This is a genomic window from Streptomyces sp. NPDC052023, assembly GCF_044548465.1.
Lineage (GTDB): Bacteria > Actinomycetota > Actinomycetes > Streptomycetales > Streptomycetaceae > Streptomyces.
In genome coordinates, this window is sequence record NZ_JBIUBW010000006.1 from 286,038 (window position 1) to 305,360 (window position 19,323).

The window sequence follows — 19,323 nt, forward strand, 5'->3', positions numbered from 1 at the left end:
CAGGTTGCCTCAGAACGCGAACTCGCCCAGCGCCCCCACGGTGACCAGGGTGACGGCCAGCAGGGTCCAGCCCACCCCCAGCGAGATCCACCAGTTCCGCTCGACCCGCCGCACGGCAGCTCCCTCGTTCCGCCTGTCGTAGGCGACAGAAACAGGGGCCCCCACGGCAGGGAAGTCGGGGGCCGCGGGAACGACCCAGCGCATTTCACGGCCATCGGGCGCCACGTACGCGCAGACCAGCCTCCTCGGATTGGCGGCGTACCCCTCGTAGATGTGGTCGACACACGTCGCCGTCACACGCACGGCGTTCCTCTTCATGCTCCAGTCCACGTAGGCGATGCGCAGGCCGAACGGCAGCAGGAGCAGCCCGATCCCCATCAATGCGCTCATATCCGCCGATTCCCCCTCGTTTTATTTCCCCCTGTTGACACGGCGCAGTATATCCAGGCGGAGGACCGGAATGTCGAATGATGAAAAGACCCCGCTCAAAGACCAAGTGAGCGAACTGAAGGGCCAGATCAAGGCTCTTCATGATGCGGTCGACAAGAAGGCCGAGGCGACCGCACTCGCCAAGAAGGCCGATAAATCAGAGCTTGACAAGAAGGCCGACAAGGAGGAGAAGAAGACATTCCTGGGGTTCGACATAACCCACTTCACTCAGGAATGGAAAACCATGGTCGTTGAGGTCATCGGCCTCAAGCTGGCTATGGACGTCATCAAGTTCGAAATCCCCTCCCTCATCAGGTTCAATGAAGAGGCCTTGATGAGGAGGTTCCACCTCGAATACAGGCAGATCGGCGGGGAGCGCGGCGTGGTCGAACGTTGGGCACGCATCCCGCGCGATCAGAGGCCGGCTCCGCCCGTCGACGAAACCGACGCCCAGCGCGCCACCCGGCTGCAGCGCGAGGCACAGCAGGCCCAGACGCTCTTCAACAGCACTCAGGCCCAGATCACCACACTCCAGCAGCAGTCCCAGGCCGCCATGCAGCAGATCCAGAGCAGTGCCACCGGCCTCCAGGAACTGCAGCGTCGGGCGGCAGCCGCGGCGGCCGCCGTGGGCGGCACCGGTGGGGGTGCGGGAGCCGGTGCCGGTGGCAGTGGCAGTGGCTGACAGCGCACAGGCGATCGTCCGGAGGTAATGAATGTCCCTTGCAGATTCCCTCAGGAGAGCCTCGGGCTCTCTGCAAGATTTCAAGAACAAGGCGTCCTCGGCCGCTTCCGCCGCAAAGGCAGTGGAAGCAGCGAGCCAGGCCGGAGCCAGCCGGCTCAAGTCACTGAAAGCTGCCGCACAGGGTTCCGAGAAGGAACTCAAGGACCTCAAAACAGCCTCCGACCAGGCCGAAAAGTCAATCGGTAGAACCGGCAGGACCGGATCCACGGCCGGCCGGAATCTCGGCAAGTATCAGCAGGGGGCCGAGAAGGCCGCCAAGGGCCAGGACAAGATGAACAAGTCGATGAAGGGCAACTTCCTCGGCATGCTCATGGACCTGCTGGCGCCGCTGATCCAGAAGGTCGTCGACATGGCCACCAGGTCGAAGACCATGCAGAAAGTGCTGAAGACGGCCTTCGACGCCATCAAGTCCGTGATCAGCAAGGTCATGAAGGCGATCGGGCCGATCATGAAGAACGCGGCCAAGCTGATCAAGTCCGTCTGGAACGGCATCAAGAGCGCGATCTCGTCCGTGGTGAAGGCCGTAGCCACCGTCATCCGGACCTACTTCAACCTCTGGAAGAAGATCATCACCACCGCGCTGAACGCCATCAAGAGCGTCGTCAGCAGTGTGTGGCGGGGCATCAAGGCCGTCATCTCCCCCGTCGTCAACTGGGTCAAGTCCGCGATCCCGAACGCCTTCCGTGCCGTGAAGGACAAGCTGTCCAGCATCTGGGGCGGCCTCAAAGGCATCGCCGGCCGCGCCTTCGACGGCATCAAGAGCGCGGTGAGGGGCCCGATCAACGCGGTCATCGGCATCATCAACCGTGCCATCGGCGCCCTCAACGGCATCAAGGTGTCCATCCCCGGCTGGGTCCCCGGCGTCGGCGGCAAGACCTTCGGCGTCAACCTCCCCCGCATCCCCGCCCTGGCGGCGGGCGGTGTCGTGATGCCCCGCTCCGGCGGTGTCCCCGCGATCCTCGCCGAGGCCGGTGAGGCGGAGGCCGTACTGCCGCTCAGCAAGCTGGACCGGCTGCTGCGCAGCGCGGCGGCGCGCGGATCGGCGTACGGACCGGCTCCCGCCCTCGCCGGCGGCGCGCTGCACATCGAGAACTACTACGCCACCGAGTCCAGCAGCCCGCAGCGCACCGCCGACGCCCTGATGTACCTGGCGAAGGCACGCGGGTGGCGCGGATGAGTGCGGCAGCGGCACCACCCCTCAACCCGCTCGCCGGAGTCGTCCCCGCCTTCCGTACCTTCCGCACCCGCCTCGACCAGGGCGCGGGTGCCCTCGGCACCCTGACCGCCCGCGTCAAGGGCGCCGCCGGTGCCACCGACCGCATCCGTGCCGCCACCTCACAGGGCGGCACGGCTCTGCGGCAGTTCAAGTCGGGCGCCGAGGCCACCGCCCGCTCCCTGGGAAAGCTGCGCCAGGGCACGGCCACCACCGGCGTGAAGTCCGTCGGCACCAGGGCGCGAGCGGCCTCCCGCGCCCTCGCCAAGCTGAAGGGGGGCGGGCTGCTCACCCTGATCGGCGGACTCGTCTCGGCCGCCGGTGTCGCCGGCGCCCTGCTCGGCGCCTTCGGCACCGCGATGACCATCGGCGCCGGCGTGATGACCGCCATCAACGTCGTGACCCGCGCCAATCCGCTCGGCTTCGTCCTCGGCCTGCTCCTGCCGGTCGCCGGCTGGCTGATCGACCTCGCGCTCAGCTCCGAGACCGGTCAGCGCCTCATGCGGCAGCTCGCCGGCCTCGTACTGAAGTACGTCGAGGGCTACCTGGCGGTCATCGGGCCGGTGATGAAGGCCGTGGGCTCGGTGGTGTCGACGTACTTCCAGGGCCTTCTCGCTCTCGTCAGGGGCGTGATCAGCGGTATCGGCGCGGTCGTCGGCACCGGTTTCGCCGTGCTGAAGGCGCTCACCACCGGCGACACCCGGGCGCTGAGCGGCCGGGTGTCCGCGGTGTGGCGCGGGTTCAAGGACGCGGTCCGGCCCGCCGTGCGCTGGATCAGCCAGGACATCCCCCGGATGTTCACCCGCGTCAAGGAGGCGACCGCGAGGACTCTCGGCGCCATCGGACGGTTCGTCACCACCGGCGCCCAGACCGTCGCCGGTGTGATCAAGGGCCCGATCAACGGCCTGATCGCCTTCGCCAACTGGGTCGTCGACGGACTGAACAGCCTCAGCTTCTCGATCCTCGGCAAGAAGTTCGGCGTCGACCTGGACAGGATCCCGATGCTGGCGGAGGGCGGCGTCGCCGTCCCCGGTGTCGCCCGCCGCGCCGGCAAGGTGCTCCCGCTCACCGCTCTGGACCGGCAGCGGACCCTCGCCGCCCGGCAGCGCGTCCGGCACCCGCACCGCATCCGGGAGTTCCACGAGACATCGGGCGCGAGGAGCACTGCCGAGGACCTGCTCTTCCTCGCGTCGGCACACACAGGCACCCCATCCCCGTAAGTGAGGTGACGGCCCCATGGCCGAACTGTCCACCACCGCGTACACCGACGACGTACCCCCCGGCTCACTCATCACCCGCGACGGGCAGATGCAGTGGGCCGGACTGCTGCTGGGACCCGGCACGCCGTACGAGATCGACCGTGGCGGCCTGACGGGATGGGAGGACCTGCCGGAGTACGACACCGGGGACGCCGACCACCCGACGGCGCACGGCGCCTGGCCGGGCGCCCGCTACGCCAAGCCGCGCAAGATCGGCGGCACCGTGCACACCCTTCCCTCGGGCAACAGCGCCGAGGCCTCCCTGACCGCGACCCGGATCCTCCGCCAGGCCCTGCTGCTGGGCGACGAGGAGCGCTGGCTGGCGGTCCGGCTGCACGGCGAGACGCTGGCCGTCCGGGCCCGGATCAGCCAGCGGGTGCTGGCCGCGGACCGGACGTACGCCACTCAGGGCGTGTCCCGGGCGTCCGTGCAGTGGTACGCCACCGACCCGCGCCGCTACTCGGTCACCGAGCACACGGCTGTCACCGGTGCCCCGCAGCCGGAGAGCGGCCTGACCTGGCCGCTGACCTGGCCGCTGTACTGGGGCGAGGCGGCCTCCACCGGTGACGTGACCACCACCAACGACGGCTCGGCGCCCACCCACCCGGTGCTCACCTTCACCGGCCCGTGCGCGGGCCCCACCGTCACCGACCGCACGACCGGCCGCAGGCTGCGCTACGGCATCACCCTCGCCGCCGGTGACGAGCTGGTCGTCGACACCGCGGCCGGCACGGTCACCCTCAACGGCACGGCCTCCCGCCGCCACACCGCGGCCGCCGACTCCAGCCCCGAGGAACTGTTCGCCTTCGAACCGGGCCGCGCGCAGCTGGCGTTCCGCCCGGACACGTACGAGGCCGGCGCCCGGATGACCGTCCGCTGGCGCGACGCCGAGTGGTGACCACGCCCCCGCCAGAAAGAGGAGAACATCCGTGAACCTGCGCAGCTCCTGGGTGACCGAGACCGGTCAGACCCGCGAGGACACCCGCCTCACCCAGCTGGGAGCCACCACCCCCAGCAACCCCCTGGAGGTCCGCTCCGGCATCCTGCCCGGCTCCTACGACGGCCAGTACCGTGTCTCCGGCTTCTGGCTGGAGGGTGCGGGCGGCACCATGCAGGCGATCCTCCACGAGGGCCGGGCGGTCATCCAGGCCGACAGCAACCAGGGCGCCTACCCGGTCACCCTCCCCGAGACGCTCGGACTCACCTTCGCCGACGGCGACGCGTCGAACAGCCGCGTCGACCTCGTCGTCCTGCGTATCTACGACGACCTGTACGACGACTCCGGCTTCACCAAGGCCGCCGTCGAGATCATCCGGGGAACGCCCGCGGTCACCCCCGCCGACCCGGCGCTCCCGGACATCGCGCTGCCGGTCTACCGGGTCACCGTGCGGGCCGGCACCAGCGCCGGTACCGGCGGCATCAACTGGAACGACGACGTCGAGGACCTGCGCACGTCCGTCGTCGCGATCGGCGGCATCCTCCCGGCGTACGGCGACACCGGCAACGGTGCCTATCCGGGCCAGTACCGGGACTCCGGCGGCTCCCTGCAGCGCTGGGACGGCTCCGCATGGGTCTCCTACCCGAGCGCGCTGGGCGGCATCGCCCCGGCGGGCACGGTGACGACTGCCAGCTACACGGGGCAGTACCGGGACAGTTCCGCCGGCGTGCTGCAGCGCTGGAACGGCTCGGCCTGGGTGTCGTACCAGCAGGTCCCCACCTGGACCGACTACACGCCCGTCTGGCGCACCGACACCGGCACGGCGCCGAGCGTCGGCAACGGCCAGCTGGTGGGCTCGTACAGCAAGACGGGCACCGTCGTGCACGTCCGGATCTACCTCAGGATCGGCACCACGACCAACCTGTCGGCACTGGCGGCCAACGGCAACTGGTCGTTCTCGCTGCCGGTACCGCCGGTGTCCACGAGCTGGAAGCTCGACGGGCGCGTGCTGACCGCGATCGCCTTCGACGCCTCCGCCGCGCTCAGCTACCAGGGCAGCGCGCTGCTGTCGACCGCGAGCGGCGGCACGGCCACCTCCCTGCGCGACGGCCTGGCCCTCACCAACGACATCTGGGACAAGGGGCATCCCTTCGCCTGGGCGGCCGGCGACGTGCTGTCCCTGCACGGCACCTACGAGTCCGCCTCCTGACAGCCCGGAAGGATCCCCCATGAACGCACGCTCCGTGTGGCTCTCCGCCGACGGTCAGAGCCTTGAGGACACCCGCGTCGCTCCGCTCGGCACCCTCACCCCCACCTCCCCCGTCGCCACCCGCTCGGGCATCCTGCCCGGCTCCTACGACGGCCGGCACCGCGTCTCCGGACTCTGGCTGGCCGGGGTCGACGGCACCATGACAGCGACGGTCAGCTCCGGCCGCGCCGTCGTCCAGGCCGCCGATTCCCGCGGCGCCTACCCGGTCGCCGTCACCGAGGGGATACCGCTGACCTTCGCGGACGGCGACCCCCAGTACGGCCGGATCGACCTGGTCGTCCTGCGCGTCCACGACCACGTCTACGACGGCTCCGGCCGCACCGGGGCCGTCGTCGAGATCGTCCAGGGCACCCCCGCCGCGAGCCCGGCCCCGCCGGCCGCGCCGGCGGTGTCCCTGCCGCTGTTCCAGGTGGCGGTCGCCGCCACCACCTCGGCCGGCACCGGCGGCATCCCGTGGGGCACCGCTCTGACCGACCTGCGTTCCGTCACCGTCGCGGTCGGCGGCATCCTCCCGGCGCTCGCCGGCGACGTGACGTCCGGCGCGTACCCCGGCCAGTACCGCGACGTGAACGGCATCCTCCAGCGCTGGAACGGCGCGGCCTGGCGGACGGCGGCGGCACCGCCGGCCTTCACCGGGTCGGTCGACTCCGGCTCGACCACCTCGACCACGTACACGGCGGCCCTGACGGACTCGGCGGTCACGGCCCTGTCCCTCAGCTTCACCGCTCCGCCCAGCGGGGCGGTGCTGATGAGCTTCGGTGCCCGCATGCAGACCGTGGACAGCGCCACCGCCACGGCGTTCATGGCCCCCCAGGTCACCCAGGGCGGCACCGTTGTGTTCACCGCGAACGACGAGTCCGCGGCGGTCTACGGGGGCGCGGTCCCGGGCTCCGTGGCGACCCAGTTCCGGCTGTACGGCCTCACCGCGGGCGACAGCTACACGTTCACCGCCATGTACCGCACCAGCGACGCCGCCGTGACCTGCTGGTTCGACAACATCTTCCTGCGCGTCGAAGCGAGCGCCTGAACTCACCCGCTCCTGAGAGGAGTTGTCATGCCTTTGCACTTCGGCTGGCTGTCCCCGGACGGCCAGACCCGCGCCGACACCCGCCTCACCGCGCTCGGCGCGCTCACCCCCACCTCTCCCGTCGCCACCCGCTCCGGCATCCTGCCCGGGTCCGGCGACGGCCAGTGGCGCATCTCCGGCTTCACCGCCGCCGGGTCGCCGGGCTCCATGACGGCGACCGTGTACCCGGGCCGGGCGATCGTCCAGGGGACGGACGTCCAGGGGGCCTACCCGATCGCGCTGTCGGACCCCGTCACCGTCACGTTCGCCGACGGCGACGCGCAGTACGACCGGATCGACCTGCTCGTCCTGCGGGTCTACGACGACGCCTACGACGGCTCCGGCCGCACCGAGGCCGCGTTGGAGATCATCCAGGGAACCCCGGCCGCGACCCCGGTGGTGCCCGTCACGCCCGCCCTGGCCACGCCCCTGTACGAGGTCCGCGTCCCGTCCGGGGCGGGCGCCGGCTCCGGCGGCCTCGACTGGGACTCCGCCCTCACCGGCCGCCGCACCGCCACGGTCGCCGTGGGCGGCATCCTGCCGGTCACCACCGACACCTCGAACGGCGCCTATCCCGGCCAGTACCGCGACTTCAACGGCACCCTGCAACGCTGGAACGGCACCGCCTGGAAGGACTACCCGGCTCCCACACCGACCTGGCAGAGCTGGACCCCGGCCTGGACCACCGGCTCGGGCACCGCGACGCCGTCGTACGGCAACGCCACCGTGAACTGCCGGTACGTCAAGTTCGGCACTACCGTCCACCTGAACCTGTCGATCGCGTTCGGCAGCACCACCAACTTCGGCTCCGCGCCCACCACGGGCGACAACTGGCGGTTCAGCCTGCCGGTCGCCGCGGCGGCCACCCATGGCGTCGTAGGCTTCGCCGACCTCGGCGCCGGTGCCAACGAGGTCCGCTCCGTCGCCCGGATGTTCCTGCCGACCACCACGACGTTCGAGATGCAGGTCAGCGCGGGCCGGCCGAACGCCACCCCGATGGCCAACTACGGCTCCGTGGACACCCTCACCCCCTGGACCTGGGCCTCCGGCCACACCATCCGGGCCACCGCCACCTACGAGGCGACCGCATGACCATCACCACCCCGTACCGCGCGATCTTCTGCGATCTGCGCACCGACAGCACCATCGACATCCTGCCCCTGCGCGACGTCACCGTCGACGACTACATCGGCAAGGCCGGCTCCCTGTCCGGCACGATCCCGGTCCCCAACGCCGCGATGGCGGCCCGGGCCCGCCGCATCGAGGAAGGCCGCACCGCCGTCTACCTGGAGCGCGGCGGCGATCTGTGGTGGGGCGGCATCATCTGGACCAGCACCCTGCAGAGCAGCGACCGCGGTGTGCTCACCCTCGGCATCCAGGCGGCGACCTTCGACTCGTACGCGGGCCGGCGCCGGATCCGGGCCGACCTGACCTACACGAACAAGGACCAGCTGGAGGTGGTACGGGGGCTGTGGCGCGACATGCAGACGCTCCCCGGCGGCGACATCCGCGTCGGCGAGGGCGCCGAGAGCTCCGGGCAGACCCGCACCGTGGCCTACCGAGACCGCGACGAAACCCTCTACTCCGAGGCCATCGACGCGCTCGCCGCCATGGACAACGGCTTCGAGCACCACATCTCGGTCTACCGCGACCCGGCCACCGGCGCCCGGATCCGGCAGCTGCGCCTGGGCAGTCCGAGGATCCGCACCGGCACCACCGACCTGGTGCTCGACCGTCCGGGCAGCATCCTGTCGTACTCGTTCCCCCGCGACGCCACCCGTGGCGGCACCACCGCCCGGACGCGCGGGGCGTCGGCGAACGACAACCAGGCGGCGGAGTCCCGCCCGGAGTGCAGCGACGTCCAGGTGGCCACCGGGCTGATCACCGACGGCTATCCGCGCATCGACCTGTCCTCGGACCACAACTCGATCACCGACAGGGCCACGCTGAACTCGCTGGCCGCCGCCGAACTCGCCGCGGCCACCGGCGCGGTGGTCATCCCCGAGATCAGCATCCGCATCGACGACCTGGTCCCGCCCGCGCTCCTCGGCCGCACGGTCCGCCTGCGCATCACCGACGAGTGGTGGACCGAAGGTCTGGACGCCCGCTACCGGATCATCGGCGTCAAGGTCAGCCCGGCACAGCGCGGCCGCCCCGACACCGCCGAGCTCTACCTGGAGGAGGCCTCCTGATGCCCCAGCTCCCCGAGGACATCATCGACCGGCTGACCGCGATGGAACGCCGCATCCAGCAACTGTCCACCGCCGTCAACACCCGGCCGGCGCTCAACAAGGTCTCCGGCGGCGGGGTGGAGATCACCGACGGCGGATACCTCGCCGTACGGCCCCCGGACGGCGGGCCCGCGGTGTTCGCGGTCGGCGCCTGGCAGGGCGAGGAGTACGGACTCGCGATCCGCCGCCAGACCGGCACCCTGGCCATGAGCCTGTACAACGGCGACGGCACCAGCACGTCGCAGCAGCCGCTGCGGATCTACGACAGCCAGGCCCGCGAGATCATCTCCGACGACATCGCCACCGGCGGCCTGGCCCGGCCCTGGCTGGTCATGCTGCCCCCGCAGGACACCGCGACCGCCCGCTGGCCGCAGACCACGGCGACGTCGTGGACGACGATCGCGGTGTCGCACAACCCGGTCTGGCAGCCCAAGATGCGGCTGATGCTCAACACCCGCGTCAGCTCCGGCGCCGCCGGACAGGTGCGGGTCATGGTGGGTGGAGCCCAGTGGGGCAGCACCGTCACGGCCGGTTCGGACTGGGACCACACCGCCCTGATCAGCAACGACTTCCCCGCGATCCAGGGCACCACGGTCAGGTTCGAGCTCCAGGCCATGGTGACCAGCGCCTCCGGCACCGTCTACGCGAACCCCGTTCTCATGTACGGCCGCCAGACCTGAGCACCGAGGAGAAGGCACTCATGGACATCGACCCCACCCAGCCCTGGGGCACCGCGATCGACTACGCGGGCCGCGCCACGATCGTCGAGGACGGCCACACCGTCCACATCAACGTCACCGACACCAGCCTCAGCTCCGTCATCGAGCCCGACCCGATCACCGGCCGCCACCCGGCCGTCTACGTCAGTGCCCAGTTCACCGAGACCGGCGACAGCAACGTCGTCCTGCGCGGCTACGGGCAGGTCAGCGTCCAGCCCACCGACGCGGCACCGGTCACGCCGGACCCGACCGCGATCCAGCGGGCCGTCGCCGCGGCGATCGCCGACTTCCGGGCGAACACCGCTGCCTGTGCCGCACTGTGCGCGGCCTGGACGACTCCGGCACCCCCGCCGGAGACCGGCGAGGAGCCGGCACCGGCCTGACCCACCCGCACAGCACGCCCGCACCCCGCGTCATCCACCGGCCCGGGGTTTTCTCATGCCCGAAAGGCACACCACCCCATGGCCAAGCCCCTCACCCCCGACGCCCTCCTCTCCGCCCTGCGGGCCGAGGGCGTCGCCGTCGACGAACACGCCGGCTGGCGCACCAACAACCGCAACCACAAGGGCGCTTGGGGCCCGGTCAACGGCGTGATGATCCACCACACCGTCACGACCGGGACCACCGCCAGCGTCAACCTCTGCTTCAAGGGCCACGCCGGCCTGCCCGGCCCGCTCTGCCACGCCGTCATCGCCAAGGACGGCACCGTCCACCTCGTCGGCAACGGCCGCGCCAACCACGCGGGCGCCGGCGACCCGGACGTCCTCGCCGCCGTCGCCGCCGACCGCGCCGCGCTCCCCGCCCCCGACCAGCGCACCGCCGACGGCAACGCCCGCTTCTACGGCTTCGAGTGCGTCAACCTCGGCGACGGCAAGGACCCCTGGCCCGAGGCCCAGCTCGACGCCATCGTCCGGGCGTCGGCGGCACTGTGCCGGGCGCACGGCTGGAGCGCGGCCTCGGTCATCGGCCACAAGGAGTGGACCAGCGCCAAGATCGACCCGCGCGGCTTCACCATGGCGTCCCTGCGGGCCCGTGTCGCCGACCGGCTCGACAGCAGGCCCACCACCCCCCGTCACCAGCCTTTCCCCGGCACGGCCTGGTTCAGGAACGGCCCGAAGTCGCCCGTCGTCACCGCGATGGGCAGACGCCTGGTCGCCGTCGGCTGCTCCGCCTACACCTCCGGCCCCGGCCCTCAGTGGACCGAGGCCGACCGCCGCAGCTACGCCAAGTGGCAGCGCAGGCTCGGCTACACCGGCGCCGACGCCGACGGCTGGCCGGGCGAGAAGTCCTGGACGGCGCTGCGCGTGCCGTACAGCTCCTGAAGGGATGACCATGTCAGAGGCTGCCAAGCGAACCCTGCGCACCGTCCTGCAGACCACCGTCGGCCTGTGCGTGCTCCTGCCCACCCTTGTCGACGCGGCCGGCCTGCCCGGGACCCTGCCCGGGGTCGCCGGGGCGCTGGCCGCCGCCGGCGTGATCACCCGGGCCATGGCCGTGCCCGCCGTACAGGCTCTGCTGCCTTCCTGGCTGCGCACCACCGAAACCGCCCCGGGAGGCGCCGATGACCGACCCTGATCCGAACGACCCGATCGCCGTCGCCCTCGAACTCGAACGCCTCCGCGGCTCCCTGGAGGCCGGCTTCGCCCGCGTCGACGGTTCACTCGCCCTGCTGGTGCAGCGCAGCGACCAGACGGACAAGCAACTCGCCGATCACGAACAGCGGTTGGACGCCCTGGAGCGCTCCCGCTGGCCGCTGGCCAGCATGGCCGCGCTGGCCGCCGTCGGGGCCGTCGTGGTCGGCGCCTGGGAGCTGGCGCTGCGCTGAGGAACGCCGAAGGGCGGCCACCCCGTACGAAACGGGGTGGCCGCCCTTCCACTCAAGCGACTCGCTTACTGGTTGTACGGACCGTAGTCGTAGTCCTCCAGCGGCACGGCCTGGCCGGAGCCCGTGCCGAACGGCGAGTAGTCGATGTCGTCGTAGCCCACGGCCGAGTACATCGCGGCCTTGGCCTCCTCGGTCGGCTCGACCCGGATGTTGCGGTAGCGGGACAGACCCGTACCGGCCGGGATGAGCTTACCGATGATGACGTTCTCCTTGAGGCCGATCAGGGAGTCGGACTTGGCGTTGATCGCCGCGTCCGTCAGGACCCTGGTCGTCTCCTGGAAGGACGCCGCCGACAGCCACGACTCGGTCGCCAGCGAGGCCTTGGTGATACCCATCAGCTGCGGACGACCGGAGGCCGGGTGACCGCCCTCCTGGACCACACGACGGTTCTCGGTCTCGAACTTCGACCGCTCGACCAGCTCGCCGGGCAGCAGCTCGGCATCGCCGGACTCGATGATCGTCACGCGGCGCAGCATCTGCCGGATGATGATCTCGATGTGCTTGTCGTGGATCGACACACCCTGCGAGTTGTAGACCTTCTGGACCTCGCCGACCAGGTGGACCTGGACGGCACGCTGGCCCAGGATGCGCAGCACGTCGTGCGGGTTGGTGGCACCCACGGTGAGCTTCTGGCCCACCTCGACGTGCTCGCCCTCGCTGACCAGGAGCCGGGCACGCTTCGAGATCGGGTAGGCCGTCTCGTCGCTGCCGTCGTCCGGCGTGATGACGATCTTCTTGGTCTTCTCGGTCTCCTCGATCCGCACGCGGCCGGAGGCCTCGGAGATCGGGGCGACACCCTTCGGCGTACGGGCCTCGAAGAGCTCGACGACACGCGGCAGACCCTGGGTGATGTCGTCACCGGCCACACCACCGGTGTGGAAGGTACGCATCGTCAGCTGGGTGCCGGGCTCACCGATGGACTGGGCGGCGATGATGCCGACCGCCTCACCGATGTCGACCAGCTTGCCGGTGGCCAGCGAGCGGCCGTAGCACATGGCGCAGGTGCCGACAGCGGACTCGCAGGTCAGGACCGAGCGGGTCTTGACCTCGGAGACGCCGTGCCGGATCAGCTCGTCGATGAGCACGTCGCCCAGGTCGGTACCGGCCGGGGCCAGCACCTTGCCGTCCACGACGATGTCCTCGGCGAGGCAGCGCGCGTACACGGACGTCTCGGCGTCCTCCGCCTTGAGCAGCGCACCGTCGGCGCCACGCTCGGCGATCGACAGCCGCAGACCACGGTCGGTGCCGCAGTCCTCCTCGCGGATGATGACGTCCTGGGAGACGTCGACCAGACGACGGGTGAGGTAACCCGAGTCGGCGGTACGCAGAGCGGTGTCCGCCAGACCCTTACGGGCACCGTGCGTGGAGATGAAGTACTCCAGCACGGACAGACCCTCACGGAACGAGGCCTTGATCGGACGCGGGATCGTCTCGTTCTTGGCGTTCGACACGAGACCACGCATACCGGCGATCTGACGCATCTGCATCATGTTGCCTCGTGCACCCGAGTTCACCATCATGAAGATCGGGTTGGTCTTCGGGAAGTTCTCGTTCATCGCCTCGGCGACCTCGTTGGTCGCCTTGGTCCAGATCGCGATGAGTTCCTGCGTGCGCTCGTCCTTGGTGATCAGACCGCGCTCGTACTGCTTCTGGACCTTCTCGTCCTGCGCCTCGTAGCCCTTGACGATCTCCTTCTTCGCCTCGGGAACGACGACGTCGGAGATGGCCACGGTCACGCCGGAGCGGGTGGCCCAGAAGAAGCCGGCCGCCTTCAGGTTGTCGAGCGTCGCCGCCACGATGACCTTCGGGTAGCGCTCGGCCAGGTCGTTGACGATCTGGGAGAGCTGCTTCTTGCCGACCTCGTAGTCGACGAACGGGTAGTCCTCGGGCAGCAGCTCGTTGAAGAGCGCACGGCCCAGCGTGGTCTTCAGGGTGAAGCTGTCACCCTGCTGCCACTCCGGCTCACCCTCCTCGCGGACCGGCGGCACCCAGCCACGCGGCGGGATGGTGCCCACCGGGAAGCGGATGTCGACGGGCGCCTGCAGCGACAGCTCGCCGGCGTCGAACGCCATGATCGCCTCGGCGACCGAGGAGAACGGACGGTCGGCGCCCTTGATGTCGCGGCCCTCGGCGTCCGTGGTGAGGAAGTACAGACCCAGCACCATGTCCTGGGTCGGCATCGTCACCGGACGGCCGTCGGCGGGCTTGAGGATGTTGTTCGAGGACAGCATCAGGATGCGGGCCTCGGCCTGCGCCTCCGCGGACAGCGGCAGGTGCACGGCCATCTGGTCGCCGTCGAAGTCCGCGTTGAACGCGGTGCAGACGAGCGGGTGGATCTGGATGGCCTTGCCCTCGACCAGCTGCGGCTCGAAGGCCTGGATGCCGAGGCGGTGCAGGGTGGGCGCTCGGTTCAGCAGCACCGGGTGCTCGGCGATGACCTCTTCGAGGACGTCGTACACGACGGTGCGGCCGCGCTCGACCATGCGCTTGGCGCTCTTGATGTTCTGCGCGTGGTTCAGGTCGACCAGGCGCTTCATCACGAACGGCTTGAACAGCTCCAGCGCCATCGCCTTCGGCAGACCGCACTGGTGCAGCTTCAGCTGCGGACCGACGACGATCACGGAACGCGCGGAGTAGTCCACACGCTTACCGAGCAGGTTCTGACGGAAGCGGCCCTGCTTGCCCTTCAGCATGTCGCTGAGGGACTTCAGCGGGCGGTTACCGGGACCGGTGACCGGACGGCCGCGGCGGCCGTTGTCGAACAGCGCGTCGACGGCCTCCTGGAGCATGCGCTTCTCGTTGTTCACGATGATCTCGGGCGCGCCGAGGTCGAGAAGCCGCTTCAGCCGGTTGTTCCGGTTGATCACACGGCGGTACAGGTCGTTCAGGTCGGAGGTCGCGAAGCGGCCACCGTCCAGCTGCACCATCGGGCGAAGGTCCGGCGGGATGACCGGGACGCAGTCCAGGACCATGCCCTTGGGGCTGTTGGAGGTCTGCAGGAACGCGGAGACGACCTTCAGGCGCTTGAGCGCACGGGTCTTCTTCTGGCCCTTGCCGGTGCGGATGATCTCGCGGAGGCGCTCGGCCTCCTCGTCGAGGTCGAAGGACTCCAGGCGCTTCTGCAGCGCCGCGGCACCCATCGAGCCGTCGAAGTAGGTGCCGAAGCGGTCACGCAGCTCGCGGTAGAGCAGTTCGTCACCCTCCAGGTCCTGGACCTTGAGGTTCTTGAACCGGTTCCACACCTCGTCGAGACGGTCGATCTCGCGCTGCGCACGGTCACGCAGCTGCTTCATCTCGCGCTCGGCACCCTCACGCACCTTGCGGCGCACGTCGGACTTGGCGCCCTCGGCCTCCAGCTCGGCCAGGTCGGTCTCGAGCTTCTTGGCGCGGGCCTCCAGGTCGGCGTCACGGCGCTGCTCGATCTGCTGGCGCTCGACGGAGACGTGCGCCTCCAGCGAGGGCAGGTCGCGCGTACGGCGCTCCTCGTCCACGTACGTGATCATGTACGCGGCGAAGTAGATGACCTTCTCCAGGTCCTTCGGGGCGAGGTCGAGCAGGTAGCCCAGCCGCGACGGAACGCCCTTGAAGTACCAGATGTGCGTGACGGGAGCGGCCAGCTCGATGTGGCCCATCCGCTCACGGCGCACCTTGGCGCGCGTGACCTCGACGCCACAGCGCTCACAGATGATGCCCTTGAAGCGGACACGCTTGTACTTGCCGCAGTAGCACTCCCAGTCCCGGGTCGGACCGAAGATCTTCTCGCAGAAGAGTCCGTCCTTTTCGGGCTTGAGGGTGCGGTAGTTGATCGTCTCGGGCTTCTTGACCTCGCCGTGGCTCCACTGACGGATGTCGTCAGCGGTGGCCAGGCCGATCCGGAGCTCGTCGAAGAAGTTGACGTCGAGCACTATGCGTCAATCCCTCTCAGGGTCGTAAGTCTTGGGGTCTGAAACGGGGTCCCGGGGTCGGCGGGCCTTCTGCGGTTGTTCAGAAGGCCCGCCGGACTCCGTCAGACCTCTTCGACGCTGCTCGGCTCGCGCCGGGACAGGTCGATGCCGAGCTCCTCCGCTGCGCGGAAGACGTCCTCGTCGGTGTCACGCATCTCGATGGACATGCCGTCGCTGGACAGCACCTCCACGTTGAGGCACAGGGACTGCATCTCCTTGATGAGCACCTTGAAGGACTCGGGGATGCCGGGCTCAGGGATGTTCTCGCCCTTGACGATGGCCTCGTAGACCTTCACGCGGCCGGTGACGTCGTCGGACTTGATGGTCAGCAGCTCCTGGAGGGCGTACGCGGCGCCGTAAGCCTCCAGCGCCCACACCTCCATCTCGCCGAACCGCTGGCCACCGAACTGGGCCTTACCACCCAGCGGCTGCTGGGTGATCATCGAGTACGGACCGGTCGAACGGGCGTGCAGCTTGTCGTCGACCAGGTGGTGCAGCTTCAGGATGTACATGTAGCCGACCGAGATCGGGTCCGGGAACGGCTCACCGCTACGGCCGTCGAACAGCCGCGCCTTGCCGGACGGGAGCACCATGCGCTCGCCGTCGCGGTTCGGGATGGTGTGCTGCAGCAGACCCGCGAGCTCGTCCTCACGCGCACCGTCGAAGACCGGAGTGGCGACGTTGGTGCCGGGCTCGACACTGTCGGCGCCGATGGCCTGGAGGCGCTGCGCCCACTCGTCCGCGAGGCCGGAGACGTCCCAGCCGCGGCTGGCGAGCCAGCCGAGGTGGATCTCCAGGACCTGTCCCGGGTTCATTCGGGACGGTACACCCAGCGGGTTGAGGATGATGTCGACCGGGGTGCCGTCCTCCAGGAACGGCATGTCCTCGATCGGCAGGATCTTGGAGATGACGCCCTTGTTGCCGTGGCGGCCGGCGAGCTTGTCACCGTCGGTGATCTTGCGCTTCTGCGCGACGTAGACGCGGACCAGCTGGTTCACACCGGGCGGCAGCTCGTCGCCCTCCTCGCGGTCGAAGACGCGGACGCCGATGACCTTGCCGGTCTCGCCGTGCGGCACCTTCAGCGAGGTGTCACGGACCTCACGGGCCTTCTCACCGAAGATCGCGCGCAGCAGGCGCTCCTCGGGGGTCAGCTCGGTCTCACCCTTCGGGGTCACCTTGCCGACGAGGATGTCACCGGCGATGACCTCGGCACCGATACGGATGATGCCGCGCTCGTCGAGGTCGGCGAGGACCTCCTCCGAGACGTTCGGGATGTCCCGGGTGATCTCCTCGGGGCCGAGCTTGGTGTCACGGGCGTCGACCTCGTGCTCCTCGATGTGGATCGAGGAGAGGACGTCGTCCTGCACGAGGCGCTGCGACAGGATGATCGCGTCCTCGTAGTTGTGACCCTCCCACGGCATGAACGCCACGAGCAGGTTCTTGCCCAGCGCCATCTCGCCCTGCTGGGTTGCCGGACCGTCGGCGAGGACCTGGCCCTCGATGATCCGGTCGCCCTCGTGGACGATGACCTTCTGGTTGACCGAGGTGCCCTGGTTGGAGCGGGCGAACTTGGCCAGGCGGTACGTGATGTACGTGCCGTCGTCGTTGGCGGTGGTGATGTAGTCCGCGGAGACCTCCTGGACCACACCGGCCTTCTCGGCCTTGACCACGTCGCCGGCGTCGACCGCGGAGCGGTACTCCATGCCGGTGCCGACGAGCGGGGACTCCGCCTGGATCAGCGGCACGGCCTGGCGCATCATGTTCGCGCCCATGAGGGCACGGTTGGCGTCGTCGTGCTCAAGGAAGGGGATCATGGCGGTCGCGACCGACACCATCTGGCGCGGCGAGACGTCCATGTAGTCCACGTCGTCACCGGCGACGTAGTCGACCTCGCCACCACGGCGGCGGACCAGCACGCGGTTCTCGGCGAACCGCATGTCGTCGTTGAGCGTGGCGTTGGCCTGCGCGATGACGAAGCGGTCCTCCTCGTCGGCCGTCAGGTAGTCGACGTCGTCGGTGACCCGGCCCTCGACGACCTTGCGGTACGGCGTCTCGACGAAACCGAACGCGTTGACCCGGCCGTACGAGGCGAGCGAGCCGATCAGACCGATGTTCGGGCCTTCGGGCGTCTCGATCGGGCACATGCGGCCGTAGTGCGAGGGGTGCACGTCACGGACCTCGAAGCCGGCCCGCTCACGGGACAGACCACCCGGGCCGAGCGCGTTCAGACGGCGCTTGTGCGTCAGGCCCGACAGCGGGTTGTTCTGGTCCATGAACTGGGACAGCTGGCTGGTGCCGAAGAACTCCTTGATGGAGGCGACGACCGGCCGGATGTTGATCAGGGTCTGCGGCGTGATCGCCTCGACGTCCTGCGTGGTCATGCGCTCGCGCACGACACGCTCCATACGGGCGAGACCCGTACGGACCTGGTTCTGGATCAGCTCACCGACGCTGCGGATACGGCGGTTGCCGAAGTGGTCGATGTCGTCGGTCTCGACGATGATCGAGCGCCCGGACTCGCCGACCGTCTCGGTCTCGCCGGCGTGCAGCTTCACCAGGTACTTGATCGTCGCGATGATGTCCTCGACGGTCAGGACACCCGCCTCGAGGCCGGTGTCCGTACCCAGCTTCTTGTTGACCTTGTAGCGGCCGACCTTGGCGAGGTCGTAGCGCTTGGGGTTGAAGTACAGGTTCTCCAGCAGCGTCTGCGCGGCCTCACGCGTCGGGGGCTCGCCCGGACGCAGCTTGCGGTAGATGTCGAGCAGCGCGTCGTCCTGGCCCTGGGTGTGGTCCTTCTCCAGGGTGGCGCGCATCGACTCGTACTCGCCGAACTCCTCGAGGATCTGCTCGGTGGTCCAGCCGAGCGCCTTCAGAAGGACGGTGACGGACTGCTTGCGCTTGCGGTCGATACGGACGCCGACCATGTCGCGCTTGTCGATCTCCATCTCCAGCCAGGCACCCCGGGACGGGATGATCTTGGCGGAGAAGATGTCCTTGTCGGACGTCTTGTCGATGGAGGAGTCGAAGTAGACACCCGGCGAACGGACCAGCTGGGACACCACGACACGCTCGGTGCCGTTGATGACGAAGGTGCCCTTGTTGGTCATGAGCGGGAAGTCGCCCATGAAGACCGTCTGGGACTTGATCTCGCCGGTCTCGTTGTTGGTGAACTCGGCGGTGACGAAGAGCGGAGCCGCGTAGGTGAAGTCACGCTCCTTGCACTCGTCGATCGAGTTCTTCGGCGGCTCGAAGCGGTGGTCGCGGAACGTCAGCGACATCGACCCGCTGAAGTCCTCGATCGGGGAGATCTCCTCGAAGATCTCCTCGAGCCCGGACTTGGTGGGGACGTCCTGACCGTTCTCGAGAGCCTCCTCGACCCGACTCTGCCAGGCCGTGTTGCCGAGCAGCCAGTCGAAGCTCTCGGTCTGCAGCGCGAGCAGGTTCGGAACCTCGAGAGGCTCCTTGATCTTTGCAAAGGAGATGCGCAGCGGGGCAGTGCTGGCGCCGTTGTTCGTATTCGCGGTCGAGGCGTTGCGCGAGGCGGCCAAGAGGGGGTCCTTCCGAGGGCTCGGACTCACTACGCGCGTACCGGCCCCTCACCGATACACAGAGACAGATAGTCCCAGGT

Annotated in this window: 16 protein-coding genes; 13 read left to right on the top strand and 3 right to left on the bottom strand. The window is 69.2% G+C overall.

Annotation, left to right across the window (positions count from 1 at the left end):
* Positions 1-9: 9 nt before the first annotated feature.
* On the bottom strand, positions 10-390 hold the full coding sequence (locus ACIHCM_RS16175) for a DUF3592 domain-containing protein (protein WP_399895335.1): 381 nt from the start codon (positions 388-390) through the stop codon (positions 10-12).
* A gap of 70 nt (positions 391-460) precedes the next feature.
* On the opposite strand from ACIHCM_RS16175, the gene ACIHCM_RS16180 reads away from it, so the two are divergent.
* The 13 genes from ACIHCM_RS16180 to ACIHCM_RS16240 all read left to right on the top strand — a co-directional run bounded on the left by ACIHCM_RS16180 (position 461) and on the right by ACIHCM_RS16240 (position 11,691).
* Complete coding sequence (locus ACIHCM_RS16180) at positions 461-1,111, top strand: hypothetical protein (RefSeq protein ID WP_399895338.1); 651 nt, start codon at positions 461-463, stop codon at positions 1,109-1,111.
* 31 nt (positions 1,112-1,142) lie between these two features.
* Positions 1,143-2,348, top strand: a complete 1,206-nt coding sequence (locus ACIHCM_RS16185) for a phage tail protein (protein ID WP_399895341.1) — start codon at positions 1,143-1,145, stop codon at positions 2,346-2,348.
* Positions 2,345-3,604 carry a tape-measure protein gene (locus tag ACIHCM_RS16190; protein ID WP_399895344.1) on the top strand — a complete coding sequence of 420 codons (1,260 nt, stop codon included), beginning with the start codon at positions 2,345-2,347 and terminating at the stop codon, positions 3,602-3,604. Before ACIHCM_RS16185 ends, ACIHCM_RS16190 begins: the two co-directional genes overlap by 4 nt.
* Positions 3,605-3,620: 16 nt before the next feature.
* Complete coding sequence (locus ACIHCM_RS16195) at positions 3,621-4,541, top strand: phage distal tail protein (RefSeq protein ID WP_399895347.1); 921 nt, start codon at positions 3,621-3,623, stop codon at positions 4,539-4,541.
* Between the two features lie 31 nt (positions 4,542-4,572).
* Entirely contained in the window at positions 4,573-5,790 is a 1,218-nt protein-coding gene (locus ACIHCM_RS16200; RefSeq protein ID WP_399895350.1) for a hypothetical protein, read from the top strand.
* Positions 5,791-5,809: 19 nt separating this feature from the next.
* Positions 5,810-6,877, top strand: a complete 1,068-nt coding sequence (locus ACIHCM_RS16205) for a hypothetical protein (protein ID WP_399895353.1) — start codon at positions 5,810-5,812, stop codon at positions 6,875-6,877.
* Between the two features lie 27 nt (positions 6,878-6,904).
* On the top strand, positions 6,905-8,008 hold the full coding sequence (locus tag ACIHCM_RS16210; RefSeq protein ID WP_399895355.1) for a hypothetical protein: 1,104 nt from the start codon (positions 6,905-6,907) through the stop codon (positions 8,006-8,008).
* Positions 8,005-9,108 (top strand): hypothetical protein, encoded by a 1,104-nt coding sequence (locus ACIHCM_RS16215; RefSeq protein ID WP_399895358.1) that lies wholly within the window; start codon positions 8,005-8,007, stop codon positions 9,106-9,108. Before ACIHCM_RS16210 ends, ACIHCM_RS16215 begins: the two co-directional genes overlap by 4 nt.
* Complete coding sequence (locus ACIHCM_RS16220; protein WP_399895361.1) at positions 9,108-9,827, top strand: hypothetical protein; 720 nt, start codon at positions 9,108-9,110, stop codon at positions 9,825-9,827. The genes ACIHCM_RS16215 and ACIHCM_RS16220 overlap by 1 nt, the downstream gene beginning before the upstream one ends.
* Positions 9,828-9,847: 20 nt before the next feature.
* On the top strand, positions 9,848-10,249 hold the full coding sequence (locus ACIHCM_RS16225; protein ID WP_399895364.1) for an ATP-binding protein: 402 nt from the start codon (positions 9,848-9,850) through the stop codon (positions 10,247-10,249).
* Positions 10,250-10,327: 78 nt separating this feature from the next.
* Positions 10,328-11,188: a peptidoglycan-binding protein gene (locus ACIHCM_RS16230; protein ID WP_399895367.1), complete on the top strand. Its 861-nt coding sequence runs from the start codon at positions 10,328-10,330 to the stop codon at positions 11,186-11,188.
* 10 nt (positions 11,189-11,198) lie between these two features.
* On the top strand, positions 11,199-11,441 hold the full coding sequence (locus ACIHCM_RS16235) for a hypothetical protein (RefSeq protein ID WP_399895370.1): 243 nt from the start codon (positions 11,199-11,201) through the stop codon (positions 11,439-11,441).
* On the top strand, positions 11,428-11,691 hold the full coding sequence (locus ACIHCM_RS16240) for a hypothetical protein (protein WP_399895373.1): 264 nt from the start codon (positions 11,428-11,430) through the stop codon (positions 11,689-11,691). The genes ACIHCM_RS16235 and ACIHCM_RS16240 overlap by 14 nt, the downstream gene beginning before the upstream one ends.
* A 65-nt stretch (positions 11,692-11,756) precedes the next feature.
* On the opposite strand, the gene ACIHCM_RS16245 is transcribed toward ACIHCM_RS16240, so the two are convergent.
* Positions 11,757-15,656 (bottom strand): DNA-directed RNA polymerase subunit beta', encoded by a 3,900-nt coding sequence (locus ACIHCM_RS16245; RefSeq protein WP_399895376.1) that lies wholly within the window; start codon positions 15,654-15,656, stop codon positions 11,757-11,759.
* Positions 15,657-15,757: 101 nt separating this feature from the next.
* A complete protein-coding gene (gene rpoB, locus ACIHCM_RS16250; RefSeq protein ID WP_399895379.1) occupies positions 15,758-19,243 on the bottom strand; it encodes a DNA-directed RNA polymerase subunit beta in 3,486 nt (1,161 codons plus the stop codon).
* Positions 19,244-19,323 lie beyond the last annotated feature (80 nt).